The sequence below is a fragment of the Streptomyces pseudovenezuelae genome (assembly GCF_029892565.1).
Classification (GTDB): Bacteria; Actinomycetota; Actinomycetes; order Streptomycetales; family Streptomycetaceae; genus Streptomyces; species Streptomyces pseudovenezuelae_A.
Genome location: NZ_JARXVH010000015.1, coordinates 64,949 through 83,324 on the forward strand (window position 1 = coordinate 64,949; position 18,376 = coordinate 83,324).

The window sequence follows — 18,376 nt, forward strand, 5'->3', positions numbered from 1 at the left end:
TCGACGGCCGCCCCTCCGCGGTCCACCCCCCTCTCAACTCCCCGGCGACGGCGCCCCGTCCGGAAAGTCGCACCCCATGTTCCGCTTCCTTGTCCGCCGAGTATTCGGCGCGCTGGTCATCCTGTTGATCATCAGCGCCGTCACCTTCTGGCTCTTCTACGCCGTTCCGCGTGACCCCGCCACGATGTCCTGCGGCAAGAACTGCACGCCCGACATGCTCGCGCAGATCCGGCACAACCTGGGCATCGACCACCCGATCCCGGTCCAGTACTGGGACTGGCTCAAGGGCATCTTCGTCGGACGCGACTACGCCGGCTTCGGGCACTGCGACGCGCCCTGCCTCGGCTACTCCTTCGCCAACCGCGAGCCGGTCCTCGGCACCATCCTCGACCGGCTGCCGCTGACCCTCTCCCTGGCCTTCGGCTCGGCCGCCGTCTTCCTCGTGTTCGGCATCGGCACCGGCATGCTGGCCGCCGTCAAGCAGGGCAAGTGGCAGGACAAGGTGGCCAGTTCGGCCTCGCTGGTCGCCTCCTCGATGCAGATCTACTTCGTCGGCTACCTCGCGATGTACCTGCTGGTCGCCAAGCTCGGCATCCTGGACAACCCGTCCTACACGCCGCTCACCGAGAACCCCGGCGCCTGGGCCTCCGGACTGCTGCTGCCCTGGCTGGTGCTGGCCCTGATCTGGACCGCCAACTACACCCGTATGACGCGCTCCCAGCTGGTGGAGACGCTCAGCGAGGACTACGTCCGCACGGCCCGGGCCAAGGGGCTGTCGCGGGCCAACGTGTTCTTCCGGTTCGCGTGGCGCGGCGCGATGGGCCCGATCGTCACCATCTTCGGCATCGACCTCGCCACCCTCATCGGCGGCGCGATCATCACCGAGTCCGTCTTCAGCCTCCAGGGTGTGGGCCGGCTCGCGGTGCAGTCCGTGGACAAGAGCGATCTGCCCATGCTGCTCGGCGTCACCGTGCTGTCGGCGGGCGCGATCGTGATCTTCAACATCGTCGTCGACGCCGTCTACGCCCTCATCGACCCGCGGATCCGGCTCGCCTGACCTCCGCCCCGGCCCTGCCCCCGACCCCCGCATCACCCCCCTCAGGAGCGTCCCCGTGACGAGCACCGATCAGCAGCCCTTCCTCTCCGTCAAGGACCTCAAGGTCCACTTCTCCACCGAGGACGGCACCGTCAAGGCCGTCGACGGGCTCTCCTTCGACGTGGCCAAGGGCAAGACGCTCGGCATCGTGGGCGAGTCGGGGTCCGGCAAGTCCGTCACCAACCTGACGATCCTGGGTCTGCACGACCCCGCCCACACGACGATCGAGGGCGAGATCCTGCTGGACGGCGAGAACCTGCTCACCTCCTCCCCACGGGAGTTGGAGCGGCTGCGCGGCAACAAGATGTCCATGATCTTCCAGGACGCGCTGGCCTCGCTGTCCCCGTATCACACGGTGGGCCGGCAGATCGGCGAGACCTACCGCAAGCACACCGGCGCCTCCAAGAAGGAGTCCCGGGACCGGGCGATCGAGATGCTGCGGCGGGTCGGGATCCCGCAGCCGGACATGCGGGTGGACGACTATCCGCACCAGTTCTCCGGCGGTATGCGCCAGCGCGCGATGATCGCCATGGCGCTGGTCTGCGACCCCGAGCTGCTGATCGCCGACGAGCCGACCACCGCGCTCGACGTGACGGTCCAGGCGCAGATCATGGACCTGCTCAAGGACCTCCAGCAGGAGTTCGGCACCGCGATCATCTTCATCACGCACGACCTCGGCGTCATCGCCGACATCGCGGACGACGTGCTGGTGATGTACGGCGGCCGGTGCGTGGAGCGCGGTACCAAGCGCGAGGTGCTGCGCTCGCCGCAACACCCTTACACCCTAGGGCTGTTGAGCTCGATGCCGAGCCTCGAAGGGCCGGTCGACGTGCCGCTGTCGCCGATCCCGGGCTCGCCGCCCTCGCTGCTCAACCCGCCGTCCGGCTGCCGCTTCCACCCGCGCTGCGCCTTCGCCGACAAGGTCTCGGGCGGACTGTGCTCCACCGCGCAGCCGGCGCTGGACGTGGTGGACGGCCGCGGTTCGGCCTGCCACCTCACGCTGGACCAGCGGGACGAGTTCTTCGCCGACTTCGCCGTGTCGCGGCACAACTGACGGACACGAGACGGGATTTCACGACCATGAGCAACGCCACCCCCCTCCTGGACGTCTCCGGGCTGACCAAACACTTCCCGATCAAGGGCGGTTTCCCGATCCGCCGCACGGTCGGCGCCGTCCAGGCCGTCGACGGGCTGGACTTCCAGGTCGCCGAGGGCGAGAGCCTGGGCCTGGTCGGCGAGTCGGGCTGCGGCAAGTCGACGACGGGCCGCCTGATCACCCGCCTCCTGGAGCCGACGGCCGGCACGATCTCCTACCGCGGTGAGGACATCACCCACGCGGGCCGCAGGCAGCTGGCGCCCATCCGCTCCGAGATCCAGATGATCTTCCAGGACCCCTACGCGTCCCTGAACCCCCGCCAGACGGTGGGCAAGATCGTGTCGGGCCCGATGGAGATCAACGACATCAACCCGGCGGGCGGCCGCGAGAACCGCGTGCGCGAGCTCCTGGAGATCGTCGGCCTGAACCCCGAGCACTACAACCGCTTCCCGCACGAGTTCTCCGGCGGCCAGCGCCAACGCATCGGCGTGGCAAGGGCGTTGGCGCTGGAACCGAAACTGATCGTGGCGGACGAGCCGGTCTCGGCGCTGGACGTCTCGATCCAGGCGCAGGTGGTGAACCTCCTCCAGAAGGTCCAGCAGGAACTCGGCATAGCCTTCGTCTTCATCGCCCACGACCTGGCGGTGGTACGGCACTTCTCGCAGCGCGTGGCGGTCATGTACCTCGGCAAGATCGTGGAGATAGCCGACCGCGACGACCTCTACGGCAACCCGCGCCACCCCTACACACGGGCCCTGCTGTCCGCCGTACCCGAGGCGACGGTGGACGACGACGGGCCGGTCCGCGAGCGCATCCGACTGGTCGGCGACGTCCCCTCCCCCATCTCCCCGCCCTCCGGCTGCCGCTTCCGCACCCGCTGCTGGAAGGCCACGGACAAGTGCGCGAACGAGGCCCCTCCGCTGGTCCAGGTCGAGGGCAACAAGCCCGGCCACCTCACCGCCTGCCACTACCCGGAGACGGAGGCCCTCATCCCGGCCCGTCTCTCCAAGAACCCCGGGGCGGCGGCCTGACAACACCCCAAACCCGTCAGCCGCCACCCTTCACGGAACGGACTTTCCAGGCCCATTGACCCGAGCCCACGATCGTCCGCTTCCCGGGGAGAAGAAGACCCGTGTCACACGTTTCCGCGTGAGACACGGGTCTTCGCTCTGTACGGGGTTGTCGTGGGCCCCGGCTCTGGACGCTGCCACTCGACTCCGAAGCCTGCGCCTGCGGCGGCGGTTCACCAGGGGGGTGCTTTGGCGGGGCGTGCTTTGCCGGAGGGCGCGTTGTCAGGGCGTGCCTTGACGGAGGACGCCTTGCCGGGACGGACCTTGCCGGAGGCGCCTCGCCCTGAGGTGCCTTGCTGGAGGGCCCGTTGTCGCGCTGTATCTCGTCCGCGACGGCCGCGCGCTCGCCGGCACGGTTCTTTCGCTCTGAACCCGGCCCCTTCGCTCTGCGCACAGCGGCCTCCGCCCTTTCCACGGCCGCTCGACTCCAGAGCCTGCGCCGCAGGCGGGGCCTCGCGGGAGGGCGACTCGCCGGGAGGTGCCGTGCCGGGGCCGCACCGCCCGGACGGGCCTCGCCGGAGGGCGCCGTGTCGAGACGTATCTCGCCCGCACATGCCCGCCCTCGCAGGCACGCGCCGTCCCTCCACGCATGGCGGCCTCCGCTTCATGCACGGCCGCTCGACTCCGAAGTCCGCTCCCCAGACGGGGCCTCGCCGGAGGACACCCCGCCGGGCCATGCTTTGTCCGACGACACCTCGCCCGAACGTGCCTTGCCGGCAGACGCCTCGCCCGGACGCGCCTTGCCGGCGGACGCCTTGTCGAGATGCACCTCGTCCGCGCATGGCGCGCGCTCGCGGGCACGGGCCTTCCTTCTACGCGCAGCGGCCTCCGCCTACGCACGGCCACTCGACTCCGAAGCCTGCTCCCCCGGCGGAGCCCCGTCAGGGGACGCCTGTTCCGGAAGCACCCCGCCCTCACTCGCCTCGTCCCCGCCGCCCAGCGTCCGTACCTGTGGTGACAGCAGTGCCGCCGCCGTCGCTACGACGATCAGGGCCGCGCAGCCCGCCAGGGCCGTGTCCGTGCCTGTCGTCGCCGCGATGGGGCCGGCGATCAGGAGGCCCAGCGGGGCGAAGCTGAGGGAGCCGAACCAGTCGTAGGAGCTGACGCGGGACAGGGCCTGTTCGGGGATCCGGCGTTGGATCGTGGTGGTCCACAGGACGCCGTAGACGTCGCTCGCGATGCCCGCGCCGAACATCGTCGTGGCGATCAGCCAGACCGGTGCCCGCAGGCTGAGCAGCGCGATCGGCAGCGCGGCCGGGAAGGTGCAGAGCACGGCCACCAGGATGGGGCGGCTCACGCGTACGCGGGCGGCCAGGCCGGCGCCGGCGATCGTGCCCAGGGCCTGCGCGGCCACGATGATCGACCACGCCCGTGGGCCGCCGAGATGCTGGTCCGCCGCCAGGGGGCCCAGAACACCCACCGTGGCATTGCGCGCGGCTACGACCACCGCGTACTGGGCGACGACGACCCACAGCCACTGCCGGGAGGCGAACTCGTGCCAGCCCTCCCGGAGATCGGCCCAGCCGGACGCCTTCGACCGCACCGGCGTGGTCACTCGCAGGCGGCTCGTCAGCGCCGCGCTGGCCACGAACGACGCCGCGTTCAGCGCGAGCGCCCAGCCCGCGCCGACCAGGGCCACGGTCACCCCGGAGAGGGCCAGGCCCAGGAGCATCGAGCCGTTGATGCCCATCCGCAGGAGGCCGTTGGCGCGCTGGAGGCGGCTCGCGGGGACCAGTAGCGGTACGAGTCCGTCCAGCGCGGGTGCGAACAGTGCCGTCGCCGTTCCGGCGGCCACCGCGAACAGACACATGACCGGCAGGGGTGCGTGGCCGGTCAGCACCATGATCGCCAGGCCCGCGTACGCCCCGGCGCCCAGCACATCCGCCATGGCCATCAGCCTCGACCGGGACATGCGGTCCGCGATGACCCCGCCGACCAGGATGAACACCAGTTGCGGCACCGCCTGACAGGCCAGCACCAGCGACAGCCGGCCCGCGCCCGCCCCCGGCAGGGACAGCACCGCGAACGCGAGTGCCACCCGCGCGAAGCCGTTGCCCAGCACGGAGATCACCCGCGCCCCGGCCAGCACCACGAACTGTCGATCACGCCACAGCGGCACCCCGCCGGAGGACTCTGTCACCGTCACGAGCAGGCACCCTACGACTCCATCCTGAGTCGGGCACGCACCTCGCCGTGCGGTGTCGCGCCAACTCCTGTCCTGTTCCCGCCAGTTGAATCCACGATCTTGTCATGTCCCACCCCGCAGGTGTGCCACACTGCCCCGGTGGTCGACCGCTCCTTCGCCGATCCATCGCTCGCCGCGCTCTACGACGTCCTCAACCCCTGGGGCCCGGGCGACGACTTCTATCTCGGGCTGGTGATGTCCGCACAGGCAGTGCTCGACGTCGGCTGTGGCACAGGACGGCTGCTGACGAGGGCCCGGGCCGAGGGACACCCTGGACGCCTCGTGGGCCTCGATCCGGCGGCCGCCATGCTCGTACGGGCCCGCGGTGGTGAGCGGGGCGTCGAGTGGGTGCTCGGCGATCTGCGCAGCCGGGCCTGGTTCGGGGAGTTCGACCTGGTCGTGATGACCGGCCACGCCTTCCAAGTGCTCCTCGGCGACGAGGAATTACGCCTCGCCCTGCACGCCGTGCGGGCCGCCCTGTGCGACGGCGGGCACTTCGTCTTCGAGACCCGCAACCCGGCCGCACGGCCCTGGGAGACGTGGACCCCGAAGGCCGTGCGCGAAGTCGGCTACGGGGACGGAACCGTACGGGTGTGGCACGAGGTCGAGGAGCCGGTCCTCGGGGAACGCGTGACGTTCACGGAGACGTTCGACCGCGGGCACCCGCAGGGGCCGTGGACCAGCCGCACGACCCTGCGCTTCCTCGCCCCCGACACCCTCTCCCGCTTCCTCGCCGAGGCCGGCCTCACCGTCGTCGAGCAGTACGGCGACTGGGGGCGGGGGCCACTCGCCCCCGCCAGCCCCGAGATCGTCACCGTGGCACGGGCCACCGCCTACTGACCCTCGATCCCCTCCTCCAGCGCCGCCAACGCCGGGTCCAGCACGATGTCCTCGTCCCGGCCCTCGATCGTCGGCTCCTCCGGGAAGTGGCAGGCCGTCAGATGGCCCTCGTGGTTGCCGGAGATCTGGATCAGCGGCGGCTCCTCGGCCGCGCACTTGTCCTGGGCCTTCCAGCAGCGGGTGCGGAAACGGCAGCCGGAGGGCGGGGAGATCGGGGACGGCACATCGCCGGCCAGGCGGATGCGCTCGCGCCTGCCGCCGTCCGTCTCGTCGGAGAGGTTCACCTCGGGCACCGCGGAGAGCAGGGCGTGGGTGTAGGGGTGGCGGGGACGCGTGTAGATGGACTCGCGGTCGCCGACCTCGATGATCTTGCCGAGGTACATCACGGCCACGCGCTGCGAGAAGTGCCGTACCACCGCCAGGTCGTGGGCGATGAACAGGAACGCGATGCCGAGTTCCGCCTGGACCTTCTGGAGCAGGTTGACGACCTGCGCCTGGATCGAGACGTCCAGCGCCGAGACCGGCTCGTCCGCCACGATCAGCTTCGGCTCCAGGGCCAACGCCCTTGCCACACCGATACGTTGGCGCTGGCCGCCGGAGAACTCGTGCGGGAAACGGTTGTAGTGCTCGGGGTTGAGACCGACGATCTCCAGGAGTTCGCGGACGCGTTTCTCCCGGCCGCCCTCGGGCACGATGTCGTTGATCTCCATCGGACCGGAGATGATCTTTCCGACCGTCTGCCGTGGGTTGAGCGACGAGTACGGGTCCTGGAAGATCATCTGGATCTCGGAGCGGATGGGTGCCAGCTGCTTGCGGCTGGCGTGGGTGATGTCCTTGCCCCGGTACGAGATCGTGCCGGCCGTCGGCTCCATGAGCCGCGTGATCAGCCGGCCCGTCGTCGACTTGCCGCAGCCCGACTCGCCGACCAGGCCGAAGCTCTCGCCGACGTGCACGGTCAGGTCGATGCCGTCGACCGCCTGCACGGCGCCGACCGTACGGCGGATCGGAAAGCCGCCCTTGACCGGGAAGTGCTTGGTGAGTCCTGCCACTTGGAGCAGGGGTTCGCCGGCCGAATCGGCGGCGGCTTCCCGCGGGGCGGGAAGGACGAGGTCCTCTTTCATGACGTCTCCTCCTAGCCCAGACGGGGCTTGATCTCTTCGATGAAGATGGTGCGTTTCTGCTCCGCCGTGAGGTGGCACGCGGAGGCCCGGTCCGGGGCCAGGAGCGGTCGTTCGGTGACACAGCGGGTACCGCCGACCCGGTCCTGGAAGGTGCAGCGCGGGTGGAAGCGGCAGCCGGACGGCGGGGTCAGCAGCGAGGGCGGGGTGCCGGGGATCGGGTTGAGCGGCTCGTCGAGGTCCGAGTCCAGCCGCGGCATGGAGTTCAACAGGCCCCAGGTGTAGGGGTGTTGCGGCGAGCGCAGCACCTCGTTCATGGTGCCCCGCTCCACCGCGCCGCCGGCGTACATCACCATGATGTCGTCGGCCATGTCGGCGATCACGCCGAGGTCGTGGGTGATGAAGACGATCGCGGTGCCGAACTCCTGCTGGAGGTCCCGCAGCAGGTCGAGGATCTGGGCCTGGACGGTGACGTCGAGGGCCGTGGTCGGCTCGTCGGCGATCAGCAGGTCGGGGTCGCAGACCAGGGCCATGGCGATCATCGCGCGCTGGCGCATACCGCCGGAGAACTGGTGCGGGTAGTCCTTCGCCCGCTCCTTGGGGTTGGGGATGCCGACCTTGCCGAGCATCTCCACCGCCCGCTCCCAGGCCGCCCGCTTGGAGGCCCCGGTGTGCTTCATGAAGGGCTCGGCGATCTGCCGGCCCACCGTGTAGTACGGGGACAGCGCGGTCAGCGGATCCTGGAAGATCATCGCGGCCTTGTTGCCGCGTACCTTCTCCAGGTCCGACTCGCGGGCGGTGGTCAACTCCTGGCCGTCCAGGAGGATCTCGCCCTCGACGGTGGTGAACTTCGGGTCGTGCAGGCCGAGGATCGTCAGGTTGGTGACGGACTTGCCGGAGCCCGACTCGCCCACGATGCCCAGCGTTCTGCCGCGCTCCAGGTCGAAGGAGAGCCCGTCGACGGCCTTCACGATGCCGTCCTCGGTCTTGAAGCTGACGTGCAGGTCCCGCACCGAGAGGAAGGCGTCCGCGTCGGCCGGTACGGGTGCCCCGGCTTCCTTGGTCAGAGTGGTCACGACAGTGCTCCTATTACCCGGCCTAGGACAGCCGCACGCGCGGGTCGATGAACGCGTAGCAGGCATCGACGATGATGTTGAACAGCAGGATCATGGTGGCGGAGAACAGCATCACGCCCAGCAGCAGCGGCAGATCGCTGAAGGACACGGCGTCCACGGCGAGATGGCCCAGGCCCGGCAGGCCGAAGGTGTACTCCGTGATGATGGCACCGCCGAGCAGCGAGCCGAGGTCGATGCCGAAGATGGTGACGATCGGGATCAGCGAGCCGCGCCAGGCGTACCGGAAGAAGACGTACTTGCGGGACATGCCCTTGGCGCGGGCGGTGCGTACGTGTTCCTCCTGGAGCTGCTCGATCATCGACGAGCGCGCCATACGGGTGTACTGCGAGGCGAAGATCGTGGACAGCACCACCCAGGGGATCAGCAGCCCGTCGAACCAGGCCACCGGATCGGAGGTGAAGTCGGTGTAGGCGGGCTTGCTGAAGAGGTGTGTCTGGAAGACGAGGATCGCCAGTGCCAACGGTCCCAGGAAGTAGATCTGCATCGAACTGAGCACCATCGAGGCGGCGGTGACCATCTTGTCGATCAGACTGCCGCGCTTCCAGGCCGCGATCATGCCGGTGCCCAGACCCACGATCAGGAAGACCACCGCGCCGCCCAGGGTGAGCGAGACGGTGATCGGCAGCCGGTCCAGCAGGGTCGACCAGACCTGGTCGTTGGTGTGGTACGAGTACCCGAAGCAGGGGGCGGGGCACGGACCTTGGGCGAACTGGTTGCTGCCGAAGAAGAGGTTGTGCAGGAAGATCCCGTACTGCTCGGGCACCGACTTGTCGAGGCCGAGCACATGGTGGATGTTCGCGAGGCTGGCGGGGTTGCAGGTCTTGCCGCACATCAACAGCGCCGGGTCACGCGGCATCCCGAAGAACAGCAGAAACGTCACGATGCTCAACAGGAAGAGAATGACGACGGCACCGAGGAACCGGCGGAAGAGGAAGCGCAGCATGACAGGGGCAGCTCTCTGACGTCGACGGGTGGGGCGGTACCCGGTGCGCCGCCCTGTGGGGCCGCGCACCGGGTACCGGTCCGACGGTGGTTACTTGATGAAGAGACGACGGGGGTCGACGCCGCCGATCACGTCGTCGTAGACGAAGCCGCCGACCTTGGAACCGGCGATCTGGATCTGCTTGTAGTACGCGGTCGGGACCACGTTGACCACCTTGGTCAGGAGGTACTGGTCGAGCTTCTCCCACGCGGCCGCGGACTTGACCGGGTCGGTGATCTTGTTGATGCGGTCGATCTCGCTGTTCACGTGCTCGTCGTTGACCTGCGAGTAGTTCTGCGAGCCGTCGGCGATCAGGCGGCCGTCGTACAGCGGGGGCAGAACGGTCGAGGCGGACGGCCAGTCGGCACCCCACGCGGTGTGGAAGATGTCGTAGTTGTTGTCCAGCTTGCTGACCTGGTCGTAGTAGGTCTCGGCCGGGATCTCCTGGCGCTGGACGTCGAAGCCGGCCTTCTTCAGGCCCGCCGCCATCGCGGTGGAGTACTGCTGGCCCTCAGGGGTGTTGATGTAGCCGAAGGTCAGCTTCATGTTGAGCTTGCCGGCCTCTTCGAGCAGCTTCTTGGCCTTGGCCGGGTCGCCCGCGGGCTTCTTCTTCTTGCCGAACGGGTCGAAGTTCGGGTCGTAGCCGCTGACGGTCGGGCTGAGCAGACCGCCGGCCACCTCCATGGCGTCGGTGCCGCCGAAGGCGCGGACGAACGGCGTGACGGGCAGCGCGTACGCGATGGCCTCACGGACCTTGATGTCCTTGAGCTCCGGCTTGCTCATGTTGATGTTCATCTGGCCCACGTAGGGCTGGTAGCCGGAGATCGTGCGGGACTTCATCTTCGGGTCCTTGAGCACGTTCGACAGGTTGCCCGCGTCGACCTGGTTGCTCAGGCTGATGCCGGTCTGGTCGGCACCGCTGTCGGCCAGCAGGGCCTTGGTCGACTGCTCGAACTGCTGGTTGAACGTGAAGTCCCACTGGTCCACGTACTGGCTGCGGATCGGGTCCGACTTCGGGTCCCAGTTGGTGTTCTTGACGAGCACCATCGACTTGCCGGACTTGAACGACTGGATCTTGTAAGGACCGGTCGTCACCGGGCTCTTGTCGTACTTCTCCTTGGTGTCGCCCTTCTGCGACACGACGGAGTAGCCCGCCATGGCGAGCGCGTACGGCAGGTCAGGGTGCGGCGACTTGAACTTGAAGACGACGGTCTTGTCGTCCGGCGTCTCCAGGACGTTGGAGGCCAGGTGCTTGCCCTTGTAGGGGCCGTCCGGGAGCAGCTTGCGGTAGTCGGCGCCGGAGGCGTCGGCCAGCCACTGCTGGATGTAGGTCGGGCCCTGGTTGATGAAGGGCGCGAACAGCCGCTCGAAGGTCTGCCGGACGTCCTTGGACGTGATCGGCGTGCCGTTGTCGAACTTTATGCCGTCCTTGAGCGTGTACTTCCAGGTCTTGCCGCCGTCCGTGGTGGTACCGGAGTCGGTGGCGAGGTCGCCGACCACCTCGTGCTGCTTGCCGTCGGTGCTGGTCGCCTTGTAGCCGGTCAGGCCTCTGTGGATGAGCTGCGAGAGCGCCATCTCGTCGGAGACGTAGATCTGCCCGGGGTCGAGGTGGGCGAAGCTGTCGCGCTGCAGCACCTCCATCGTGCCGCCGCTCTTGGCGCCGGCCACCGCGGTCGCGGGTCCGGTCGAGTCCGCCGCGTCGCCGAACTTGATCGACGACTGCTGCCGCTTGGCGTTCTCCTGGTCCTTCTTGTTGTTGTCGCTCGCGTCGCTGCCGCCCTTGCTGCAACCGGTGAGCACGAGTGCCCCGGCCGCGAACACTGACAAAGCGGCGTATGCGTGGCGTCCGCCCCTACTCATCACTGAAGTTTCCACCCATCTGTGTGTCACCAGTGCAATCAGGAATTGCCGTGCGGTATCCGGGCGAGGACGCCCACAAACTGCCGGTCAGCGCGCCGACTTGGGGTCGAAGGCATCCCGGACCGAGTCCCCGAGCAGGTTGAACGCGACGACGAAGATGATCATCGAGACGCCGGGGAAGAACATGTAGGTGATGTCGTTCTGGAGCACGAGCTCGGTCGACGCCTTGGAGAACATCTGGCCCCAGTCGGGCGTCGGTTCGACGATCCCGACGCCGAGGAACGACAGACCGGCCTCGATCGTCACGAAGTTCGGCAGCAGGTAGGTGGACTGCACCAGCAGCGGGGTCACCACGTTGGGCAGGATCTCCCGGCGGATGATCCGCCACGGAGAGGCCCCGCTCACCTTCGCCGCTTCGATGAACTCCCGTTCTCGCAGGGCGAGTGTGGTGCCGCGCAGGATGCGCGCGAGGCTCATCCAGCCGAGCACCCACTGCACCACGATCAGCGCGACCACCCGGACATACGTCGGGGTCTCGTCCGTCGGGCTCACGAAGAGGGAGACCACGACGGGCATGCTGGCGATGAAGAACAGCTGGGAGGGGAAGGCGAGCAGGAAGTCGATCACGCGACCGATCGAGTAGTCGGTCTTGCCGCCGACGTAGCCCGCGGTCACGCCGAGCAGGATGCCGGTGATGACCACGGCGAGGGTGACGGCGATCGAGATCATCAGCGAGGTGCGGATGCCGTAGATCAACTTGGTGAACACGTCGTAGCCGTTGCCCGGTTCGAGACCGAACCAGAACTCGCCGCTGATCCCGCCGTTGGGCTGTATCGGCACGCCCGCGCTGTCGAACAGCTCGGGGCGCTCGTCCGCGTAGACGGTGTACGGGTTCTTGCCGTACGCCTTCGCGATCAGGGGCGCCGCGGCCGCGATCGCGAAGAAGATGAGCACGATGAAAGCCGAGATCACGCCGGTGCGGTCGCGCTTGAAGCGGATCCACATCAGCTGGCCGGGAGACCGGCCCTCGAGTTTCTCGGCCTCGGGCTGCGCCGGAGGCTGTGGGGAGCCGTCGACGACGACCGACGTACCGCCGCCGCCTTCAACGTCGAGAGGACTTGTCACAGTTCGCCCATTTCACAGGTGTGGGTGTGCCGAGCCGGCGACCGGCGCAGGGTGTGCGCGATCGCGGAACGGATCATGAAGAAGCGTGGGGGGAACCCCGAGGAGGCCGGGAAACCCGCAGCCGGACGCGCGTAGGCGTCGGCCCGCGTTAAACGGCCGCAAGCATCCTCAGACTGAACCGCCGTATGCGCGAGGGCAATTGACGACGACGGACGGCGTGGCCCACCTGGTGTTCGTGACACCGCGCATGGGGCTCCTCCTCATGACTCCACGTATTCACCGAACGGGAGGGGGCACACGTCTGTCCTCCGACACCCCTGACGGAGGGTCAGACACCCCCATGGTGCTCGCGAGTCGGTGCTGTCCCCACAGCACGAGACCCATTGACCCGAGCGCTACGCGGCTAACTATCTGCCATGAGCCATGCACCGACCACTGTCTTCAAATCTCAATTCGGTCACAGCTGACGCGTACATCTTCCAAAATATGGACAAACTGTTCGGCCGGAGAAGGCCACGAAACGGACGTGTTACATGGGTATCGGGCGGGGATCTCCGCAATACGGACACCGGTCGCCGAAAAATCGGTTGCAAAAAGCCCGGGCGACCCCAAGATGGGGGCACCCGGGCTCCGTTTGGCCGATAGTCGACCTTCGTCAGCCGTGCTTGGCGCGGCTCGCGGTGCGACCGCGCTCCTTCTGGTCGAGGACGACCTTGCGGATGCGAACGGACTCCGGGGTCACCTCGACGCACTCGTCGTCGCGGCAGAACTCCAGGGACTGCTCCAGGGAGAGCTTGCGCGGCGGCACGATCGCCTCGAACGAGTCGGCGGCGGCCGAGCGCATGTTGGTGAGCTTCTTCTCCTTGGTGATGTTCACGTCCATGTCGTCGGCGCGCGAGTTCTCGCCGACGATCATGCCCTCGTACACCTCGGTGCCGGGGTCGGTGAACAGCACGCCGCGCTCCTGGAGGTTCGTCATCGCGAACGCGGTGACGGCGCCGGCGCGGTCGGCGACCAGCGAGCCGTTGTTACGGGTCGTCAGCACACCGAACCACGGCTCGTGGCCCTCGTGGATGGAGTGGGCGATGCCCGTGCCGCGCGTACCGGTCAGGAACTCGGTACGGAAGCCGATGAGACCGCGGGACGGAACGACGAACTCCAGGCGGACCCAGCCCGAGCCGTGGTTGGACATGTTGTCCATCCGGCCCTTGCGGACGCCCATGAGCTGCGTGACCGCGCCCATGTGCTCCTCGGGCACGTCGATCGTCATGCGCTCGACAGGCTCGTACGTCTTGCCGTCGACCTGCTGGGTGACCACCTGCGGCTTGCCGATGGTCAGCTCGAAGCCCTCGCGGCGCATCTGCTCCACCAGGATGGCCAGCGCCAGCTCACCGCGGCCCTGCACCTCCCAGGCGTCGGGGCGCTCGGTGTCGAGCACGCGGAGCGAGACGTTGCCGATCAGCTCGCGGTCGAGGCGGTCCTTGACCTGACGGGCGGTGACCTTGCGGTCCTTGACCGCGGCCTTCGCGCTGGCGCCCTTGCCGGTGCCGCCGCGGCCGACCAGCGGCGAGGTGTTGGTCCCGATGGTCATCGAGATCGCCGGCTCGTCGACCGTGATCAGCGGCAGCGGGATCGGGTTCTCGGGGTCGGCGAGCGTCTCGCCGATCATGATGTCCGGGATACCGGCCACGGCGCAGATGTCACCGGGGCCCGCCATCTCGGCGGGCTTGCGGGTGAGCGCCTCGGTCATCAGCAGCTCGGTGATGCGCACGTTGGACATCGTGCCGTCGCGCTTGATCCACGTGACGGTCTGGCCCTTGCGCAGCTCGCCCTGCTCGACGCGGAGCAGCGCGATACGGCCGAGGAAGTTGTCGGCGTCCAGGTTGGTGACGTGCGCCTGGAGCGGGGCGGCCTCGTCGAACTCGGGGGCCGGGACGTGCGACAGGATCGTGGTGAAGAAGGGCTCCAGGCTGTCGCTGTCCTGCGGGACGGTGCCGTCCTCGGGCTTGGTCAGCGAGGCCACGCCGTCACGCGCACACGCGTAGACGATGGGGAACTCGATCTGCTCCTCGTCCGCGTCCAGGTCCAGGAAGAGGTCGTAGGTCTCGTTGACGACCTCGTCGATCCGGGAGTCCGGGCGGTCCGTCTTGTTGATGCACAGGATGACCGGCAGGCGCTGCTGGAGCGCCTTGCGCAGCACGAAGCGGGTCTGGGGCAGCGGGCCCTCGGAGGCGTCCACGAGCAGCACCACCGCGTCCACCATCGACAGACCGCGCTCGACCTCGCCGCCGAAGTCGGCGTGGCCCGGGGTGTCGATGATGTTGATGGTGATGACATCGCTGCCACCCTTCGGGTGGTACTTGACGGCCGTGTTCTTGGCCAGGATCGTGATGCCCTTCTCACGCTCCAGGTCGTTCGAGTCCATCATGCGGTCGTCGAGCGACTCGGCGGCATGCGCGGCGAAGGCACCGGCCTGCTTGAGCATGGCGTCGACCAAGGTGGTCTTGCCATGGTCGACGTGGGCGACGATGGCTACGTTGCGGATGTCGTGGCGCGTGGCCATGGTGTGGCGTACTCCCGGAGTGTGAGGAAGGCCTACGCGTACATCTGTGTTACGCGGACCCTGCCGGGCTGGACACGCCACGGCCTCACCCCATCCTACGGGCCCCAGCCAGGGGTGGCCTCCGCGGGCCGCTCCGCGGGCTCGGCGGACCCTGCTCTGCGCCCTCCGTCCCACCGGGCGCGGGCAGGGGGCCGCGGTGCGCTCGTCAGGCACGGAACAGGGCGGGAACCCCGCGCCGGCTGTCTCCTCGGGCACCCTGCCGAAGTCGCGAAAGTGACCGGCTCCATGAGCGCCGCGTCTCCCGCCCTCTCCCCCCGTACGACGGCCGCCGCCCCGCTGGGTTGCGGGGCGGCGGCCGTGTTCGCGCTCGTCGGACGCGTGCCGGCTAGTCCTTCGACGCGCTCGCCGAAGGCGTCTTCGCGCCCTTCTTCAAGAAGCCCATGTCCTCGTAGACCGGCGTCTGGAAGCCGAAGGCGCCGGCGTTCACCAGATCCTTCCTGGTGGCCGTCAGCTGGGGCCGCTGGTAGAGCGGGATGGATCCGGCGGCGGCCCAGATGCGGGAGTCGGCCTTGCGGAGCAGGTCGGTGCTCTCGTCGCCGTCCAGGGTGCCGACGGCCTGGTCGAAGAGCTGGTCGACCTGGTCGGTGCCGACGCGGGTGTAGTTCTGCTCGACGTTGAGGGAGCCGTCCGCGGCCGGCACCGGCTTGGCGTAGACGGGCCGGGCGTCGGTGGCGGGGAAGGCGGAGGCGGGCCAGGAGTACAGCGCGAGGTCGTACTGGCCGGACGCGATGTGGTCCTTGAAGTAGCTGTCGTCGGAGACCCTGGTGATCTCGGTCCGGATGCCGACCCAGTCCAGCATCCCGCTGATCCGGTCCGCGACCGTGCGCAGGGTGGCCGAGCCGGCCCCCGACGGGAGCACGAAGCGGAGCGTGAGCGGCTTGCCGTTCTTGACCAGCGGCGCCGCCGCGGCACCCGGCGCGGGGGTGCCCTTGGGCGCGTACGCCCCGGGTGCGCCACCCTGCTTCAGCTGCTTGTCGGCGTACTGCTTGCCGTCGGCGAGGTGCGTGCCGCCCTGCTCCCCGCTGCTCTTCTTCTCGTGCTTGCCCTGATGGTCCTTGGGGTCCGTCCTGCGCTCCCACTCGGGCTCCTGGAGCGCTTTGTCGTCCTCACCGACGATGTACGTCCCCTCGTCGCCGCCCGCGGACTCGTCGTCGGCCTTCTTCCCCTTCTTCTTCTCCTTCTCCTCCTTGACCGGCCCGCCGGACACCCACCCGGCGTCCGCGAGCAGCGCCTGCGCCTCGCCCGTGTCCTGCCCGCCGAGCGCACCGCTGTTGTCTGCGTAGGCGGCCTGTCCGGAGAGCGCGAGGTGACTGCCGACGGGTACGGCCGGCAGCCCCAGCGGCCCGAGGACGACCTTGGCGAGCGCCTCCCGGTCCAGGGCACGGGCCACGGCCCGGCGCACCCGCTCGTCGGCGAGCGGCCCCTCCGAACCATTGAGGGCGAGCTGAGTGAAGGCGGGCTCCAGCGACTTGCGCACCTCGAACCCGCGCAGCGCCTCCTGCTGCCTCGCGTACCTGGCGCCCTTCCTGCCCTGCTTCTTGAGGTCACGCAGCGACTTCGCGGCGGCACGGCCGGAGCCGGGCTGCGCCATCGGCGAGGCCCCCCGCAACGGCGTGCCCGTCCCGCCGGTCCGCCCGGCCAGGGTGATCCGGTCGGCCGCCGAGGGGTCGATCTCGGCCAGGTCGATCTTCCCGTCGGCCAGCGCGGCGGCCCGCTCGTCCCGCGGCACGGCCTTCAGGACGATCTCGGAGAGCTTGGCCGGGTGACCCCACCAGCGCGGGTTGCGGGCGAGGGTGACCTGGTCGTCCTTGCGGTCGACCTTCTTGACGGCGAAGGGCCCGGCCGTGACCTTGAGCTTCCGCCGGGCCCCGTCGTTGAACGAATCCGGGGTGCCCATGACGCCCTTGGGGTACAGCGGCGAGAACAGCGACTTCCAGTCCGCGTACGCCCGCCCGAAGGTGACCCGGACCTCCAGGTCGTTCGCCCCGCGCTCGATCTTCTCGATGCGGTCGTACCCGGCGTTGCGCGCGGTCCAGTAGGCGCTGTCCTTGCCGGACAGGGCCCGCCACTGGGCGGCGAAGTCGGCGGCCCCGATCTCCCGGCCGTCGCTCCACACCGCCTGCTGGTTCAGCTTGTACAGCACGACCTGCTTGGGCTCGGTCTCGACGACCTTGGCGGACTCCAGGTAGTCGCCGTCGACCTGCGGACGCCCGTCCGCGTCCAGCCGGTACATCGTCGGCAGGGTGGCCTGGGCGATCCGCCCGCTGACCGCGTCGGCGTCCGACTGGAACGTGTTCAGCGTCTCCGGCACGTCGTCCACGGCCCACCGCAGCGTGCCGCCGTCGGCGACCAGCTCGCGGCCCGCCGGCGCGATCTCCTGCCCGGCGAGCGGCCTGCCCGCCGAATCCTCGGAACTGCACCCGGCAACTGCCGGCACCGCGAGCACGCCCGCGGTCAGGAAGGCGACCGAGCGCATGACCGCGCGCAGTCCGACGCCGTCGTGGGCCATCTCGTCTACCTCCGGGGGTGGGCCGCCGGTAATGATCACGTTTGGCGGTATATGGAGCTGATCAGATCTATGCGGCCACTGAAGAGGAAAGGGTTCAGCAGGGGAGGGCGACACGGCGGGAGGCCCCCTGAAGCCCACCCATGCGGCGCAACGGACACCTCTCGCCCCACCCTTCTCAGCTCGTGCCGAGACCTCTCAGCCCACCTCTTTCAGCCCGTCCGGCGCTTGAGGACAAGGCCCCCGGGCCGAAGGGGGGTCTGGGGGCACAGCCCCCAGGGCCGCGCACCCCCACGCACCCCCAGACACCAACGCACCGAAGGCAATACGTGCACACCGCTTCCCACCGGCAGGTGTGACGCGCAACACTCGCAGGCGCATGAACGTTGCCGTCCAGGGCACAGCCGCCCACGGAAGTGAGGAAACGTCATGTCCGTGCACGACGAACTGACGCATGCCCAGCGCAGTCTCGACGAGCTCTTCCGGGCGGTGGGCCGACTGGAGAAACAGCTCGGCACCGCAGGCCTGGAGATGCGCCGCGTCCGCGCCGACGCCAACCACCTGCGGGAGAGCGTCGCGCTGCTGCGCGACGCGGCCTCCGCCCCGACCGCGCCCAAACGCCCCGATCTCCTCCCCATGTCCGACACCCCGTACGACAACAGCCTGTGGACGGACTCGGACGACGAGGGACTCGGCGCCCGCGACCGCCACGCCCCCTGAACCCGACCGGAGTCATGAG

13 protein-coding genes are annotated in these 18,376 nt (G+C 68.9%); 5 read left to right on the top strand and 8 right to left on the bottom strand.

From position 1 onward, the window contains the following. The first annotated feature begins 76 nt into the window (after positions 1-76). From M2283_RS37125 to M2283_RS37135, 3 genes are read left to right on the top strand one after another with little or no spacing between them, the layout of a single operon-like run. On the top strand, positions 77-1,057 hold the full coding sequence (locus M2283_RS37125; protein ID WP_280880888.1) for an ABC transporter permease: 981 nt from the start codon (positions 77-79) through the stop codon (positions 1,055-1,057). Positions 1,058-1,112: 55 nt separating this feature from the next. Beyond that, positions 1,113-2,150 carry an ABC transporter ATP-binding protein gene (locus M2283_RS37130; RefSeq protein ID WP_280880889.1) on the top strand — a complete coding sequence of 346 codons (1,038 nt, stop codon included), beginning with the start codon at positions 1,113-1,115 and terminating at the stop codon, positions 2,148-2,150. A 26-nt stretch (positions 2,151-2,176) separates the two neighbouring features. Beyond that, positions 2,177-3,223, top strand: coding sequence for an ABC transporter ATP-binding protein (locus tag M2283_RS37135; RefSeq protein WP_280880890.1), 1,047 nt, complete (start codon positions 2,177-2,179; stop codon positions 3,221-3,223). Positions 3,224-4,094: 871 nt separating this feature from the next. On the opposite strand, the gene M2283_RS37140 is transcribed toward M2283_RS37135, so the two are convergent. Continuing rightward, complete coding sequence (locus M2283_RS37140) at positions 4,095-5,408, bottom strand: MFS transporter (protein WP_280880891.1); 1,314 nt, start codon at positions 5,406-5,408, stop codon at positions 4,095-4,097. A 138-nt stretch (positions 5,409-5,546) separates the two neighbouring features. Between M2283_RS37140 and M2283_RS37145 the strand changes: the two genes are divergently transcribed. Further along, on the top strand, positions 5,547-6,287 hold the full coding sequence (locus M2283_RS37145; RefSeq protein ID WP_280880892.1) for a class I SAM-dependent methyltransferase: 741 nt from the start codon (positions 5,547-5,549) through the stop codon (positions 6,285-6,287). Here the strand turns inward: M2283_RS37145 and M2283_RS37150 are convergent. From M2283_RS37150 to M2283_RS37180, 7 genes are all read right to left on the bottom strand, one after another. Beyond that, entirely contained in the window at positions 6,281-7,408 is a 1,128-nt protein-coding gene (locus tag M2283_RS37150) for an ABC transporter ATP-binding protein (protein ID WP_280880893.1), read from the bottom strand. The genes M2283_RS37145 and M2283_RS37150 overlap by 7 nt on opposite strands. 11 nt (positions 7,409-7,419) lie before the next feature. Beyond that, positions 7,420-8,481: an ABC transporter ATP-binding protein gene (locus tag M2283_RS37155; RefSeq protein WP_280880894.1), complete on the bottom strand. Its 1,062-nt coding sequence runs from the start codon at positions 8,479-8,481 to the stop codon at positions 7,420-7,422. Positions 8,482-8,503: 22 nt separating this feature from the next. Next, positions 8,504-9,484 carry an ABC transporter permease gene (locus M2283_RS37160; RefSeq protein WP_280880895.1) on the bottom strand — a complete coding sequence of 327 codons (981 nt, stop codon included), beginning with the start codon at positions 9,482-9,484 and terminating at the stop codon, positions 8,504-8,506. A gap of 90 nt (positions 9,485-9,574) precedes the next feature. Next, entirely contained in the window at positions 9,575-11,383 is a 1,809-nt protein-coding gene (locus tag M2283_RS37165) for an ABC transporter substrate-binding protein (RefSeq protein ID WP_280880896.1), read from the bottom strand. 87 nt (positions 11,384-11,470) lie between these two features. Next, positions 11,471-12,508 (bottom strand): ABC transporter permease, encoded by a 1,038-nt coding sequence (locus M2283_RS37170; RefSeq protein WP_280880897.1) that lies wholly within the window; start codon positions 12,506-12,508, stop codon positions 11,471-11,473. 655 nt (positions 12,509-13,163) lie between these two features. Beyond that, entirely contained in the window at positions 13,164-15,071 is a 1,908-nt protein-coding gene (gene typA, locus M2283_RS37175; protein ID WP_280880898.1) for a translational GTPase TypA, read from the bottom strand. Positions 15,072-15,456: 385 nt separating this feature from the next. Further along, positions 15,457-17,640, bottom strand: a complete 2,184-nt coding sequence (locus M2283_RS37180; RefSeq protein ID WP_280880899.1) for an ABC transporter family substrate-binding protein — start codon at positions 17,638-17,640, stop codon at positions 15,457-15,459. Positions 17,641-18,066: 426 nt separating this feature from the next. Between M2283_RS37180 and M2283_RS37185 the strand changes: the two genes are divergently transcribed. After that, positions 18,067-18,357 (top strand): hypothetical protein, encoded by a 291-nt coding sequence (locus M2283_RS37185; RefSeq protein WP_280880900.1) that lies wholly within the window; start codon positions 18,067-18,069, stop codon positions 18,355-18,357. Positions 18,358-18,376 lie beyond the last annotated feature (19 nt).

What these genes read in the sequence shown, in the direction of transcription:
- M2283_RS37125 (WP_280880888.1), top strand. Translation starts at nt 77, where the DNA reads ATGTTCCGCTTCCTTGTCCGCCGAGTATTCGGCGCGCTGGTCATCCTG.
- M2283_RS37135 (WP_280880890.1), top strand. Translation starts at nt 2,177, where the DNA reads ATGAGCAACGCCACCCCCCTCCTGGACGTCTCCGGGCTGACCAAACAC.
- M2283_RS37150 (WP_280880893.1), bottom strand. Translation starts at nt 7,408, where the DNA reads ATGAAAGAGGACCTCGTCCTTCCCGCCCCGCGGGAAGCCGCCGCCGAT.
- M2283_RS37160 (WP_280880895.1), bottom strand. Translation starts at nt 9,484, where the DNA reads ATGCTGCGCTTCCTCTTCCGCCGGTTCCTCGGTGCCGTCGTCATTCTC.
- M2283_RS37165 (WP_280880896.1), bottom strand. Translation starts at nt 11,383, where the DNA reads ATGAGTAGGGGCGGACGCCACGCATACGCCGCTTTGTCAGTGTTCGCG.
- typA (WP_280880898.1), bottom strand. Translation starts at nt 15,071, where the DNA reads ATGGCCACGCGCCACGACATCCGCAACGTAGCCATCGTCGCCCACGTC.
- M2283_RS37180 (WP_280880899.1), bottom strand. Translation starts at nt 17,640, where the DNA reads ATGGCCCACGACGGCGTCGGACTGCGCGCGGTCATGCGCTCGGTCGCC.
- M2283_RS37185 (WP_280880900.1), top strand. Translation starts at nt 18,067, where the DNA reads ATGTCCGTGCACGACGAACTGACGCATGCCCAGCGCAGTCTCGACGAG.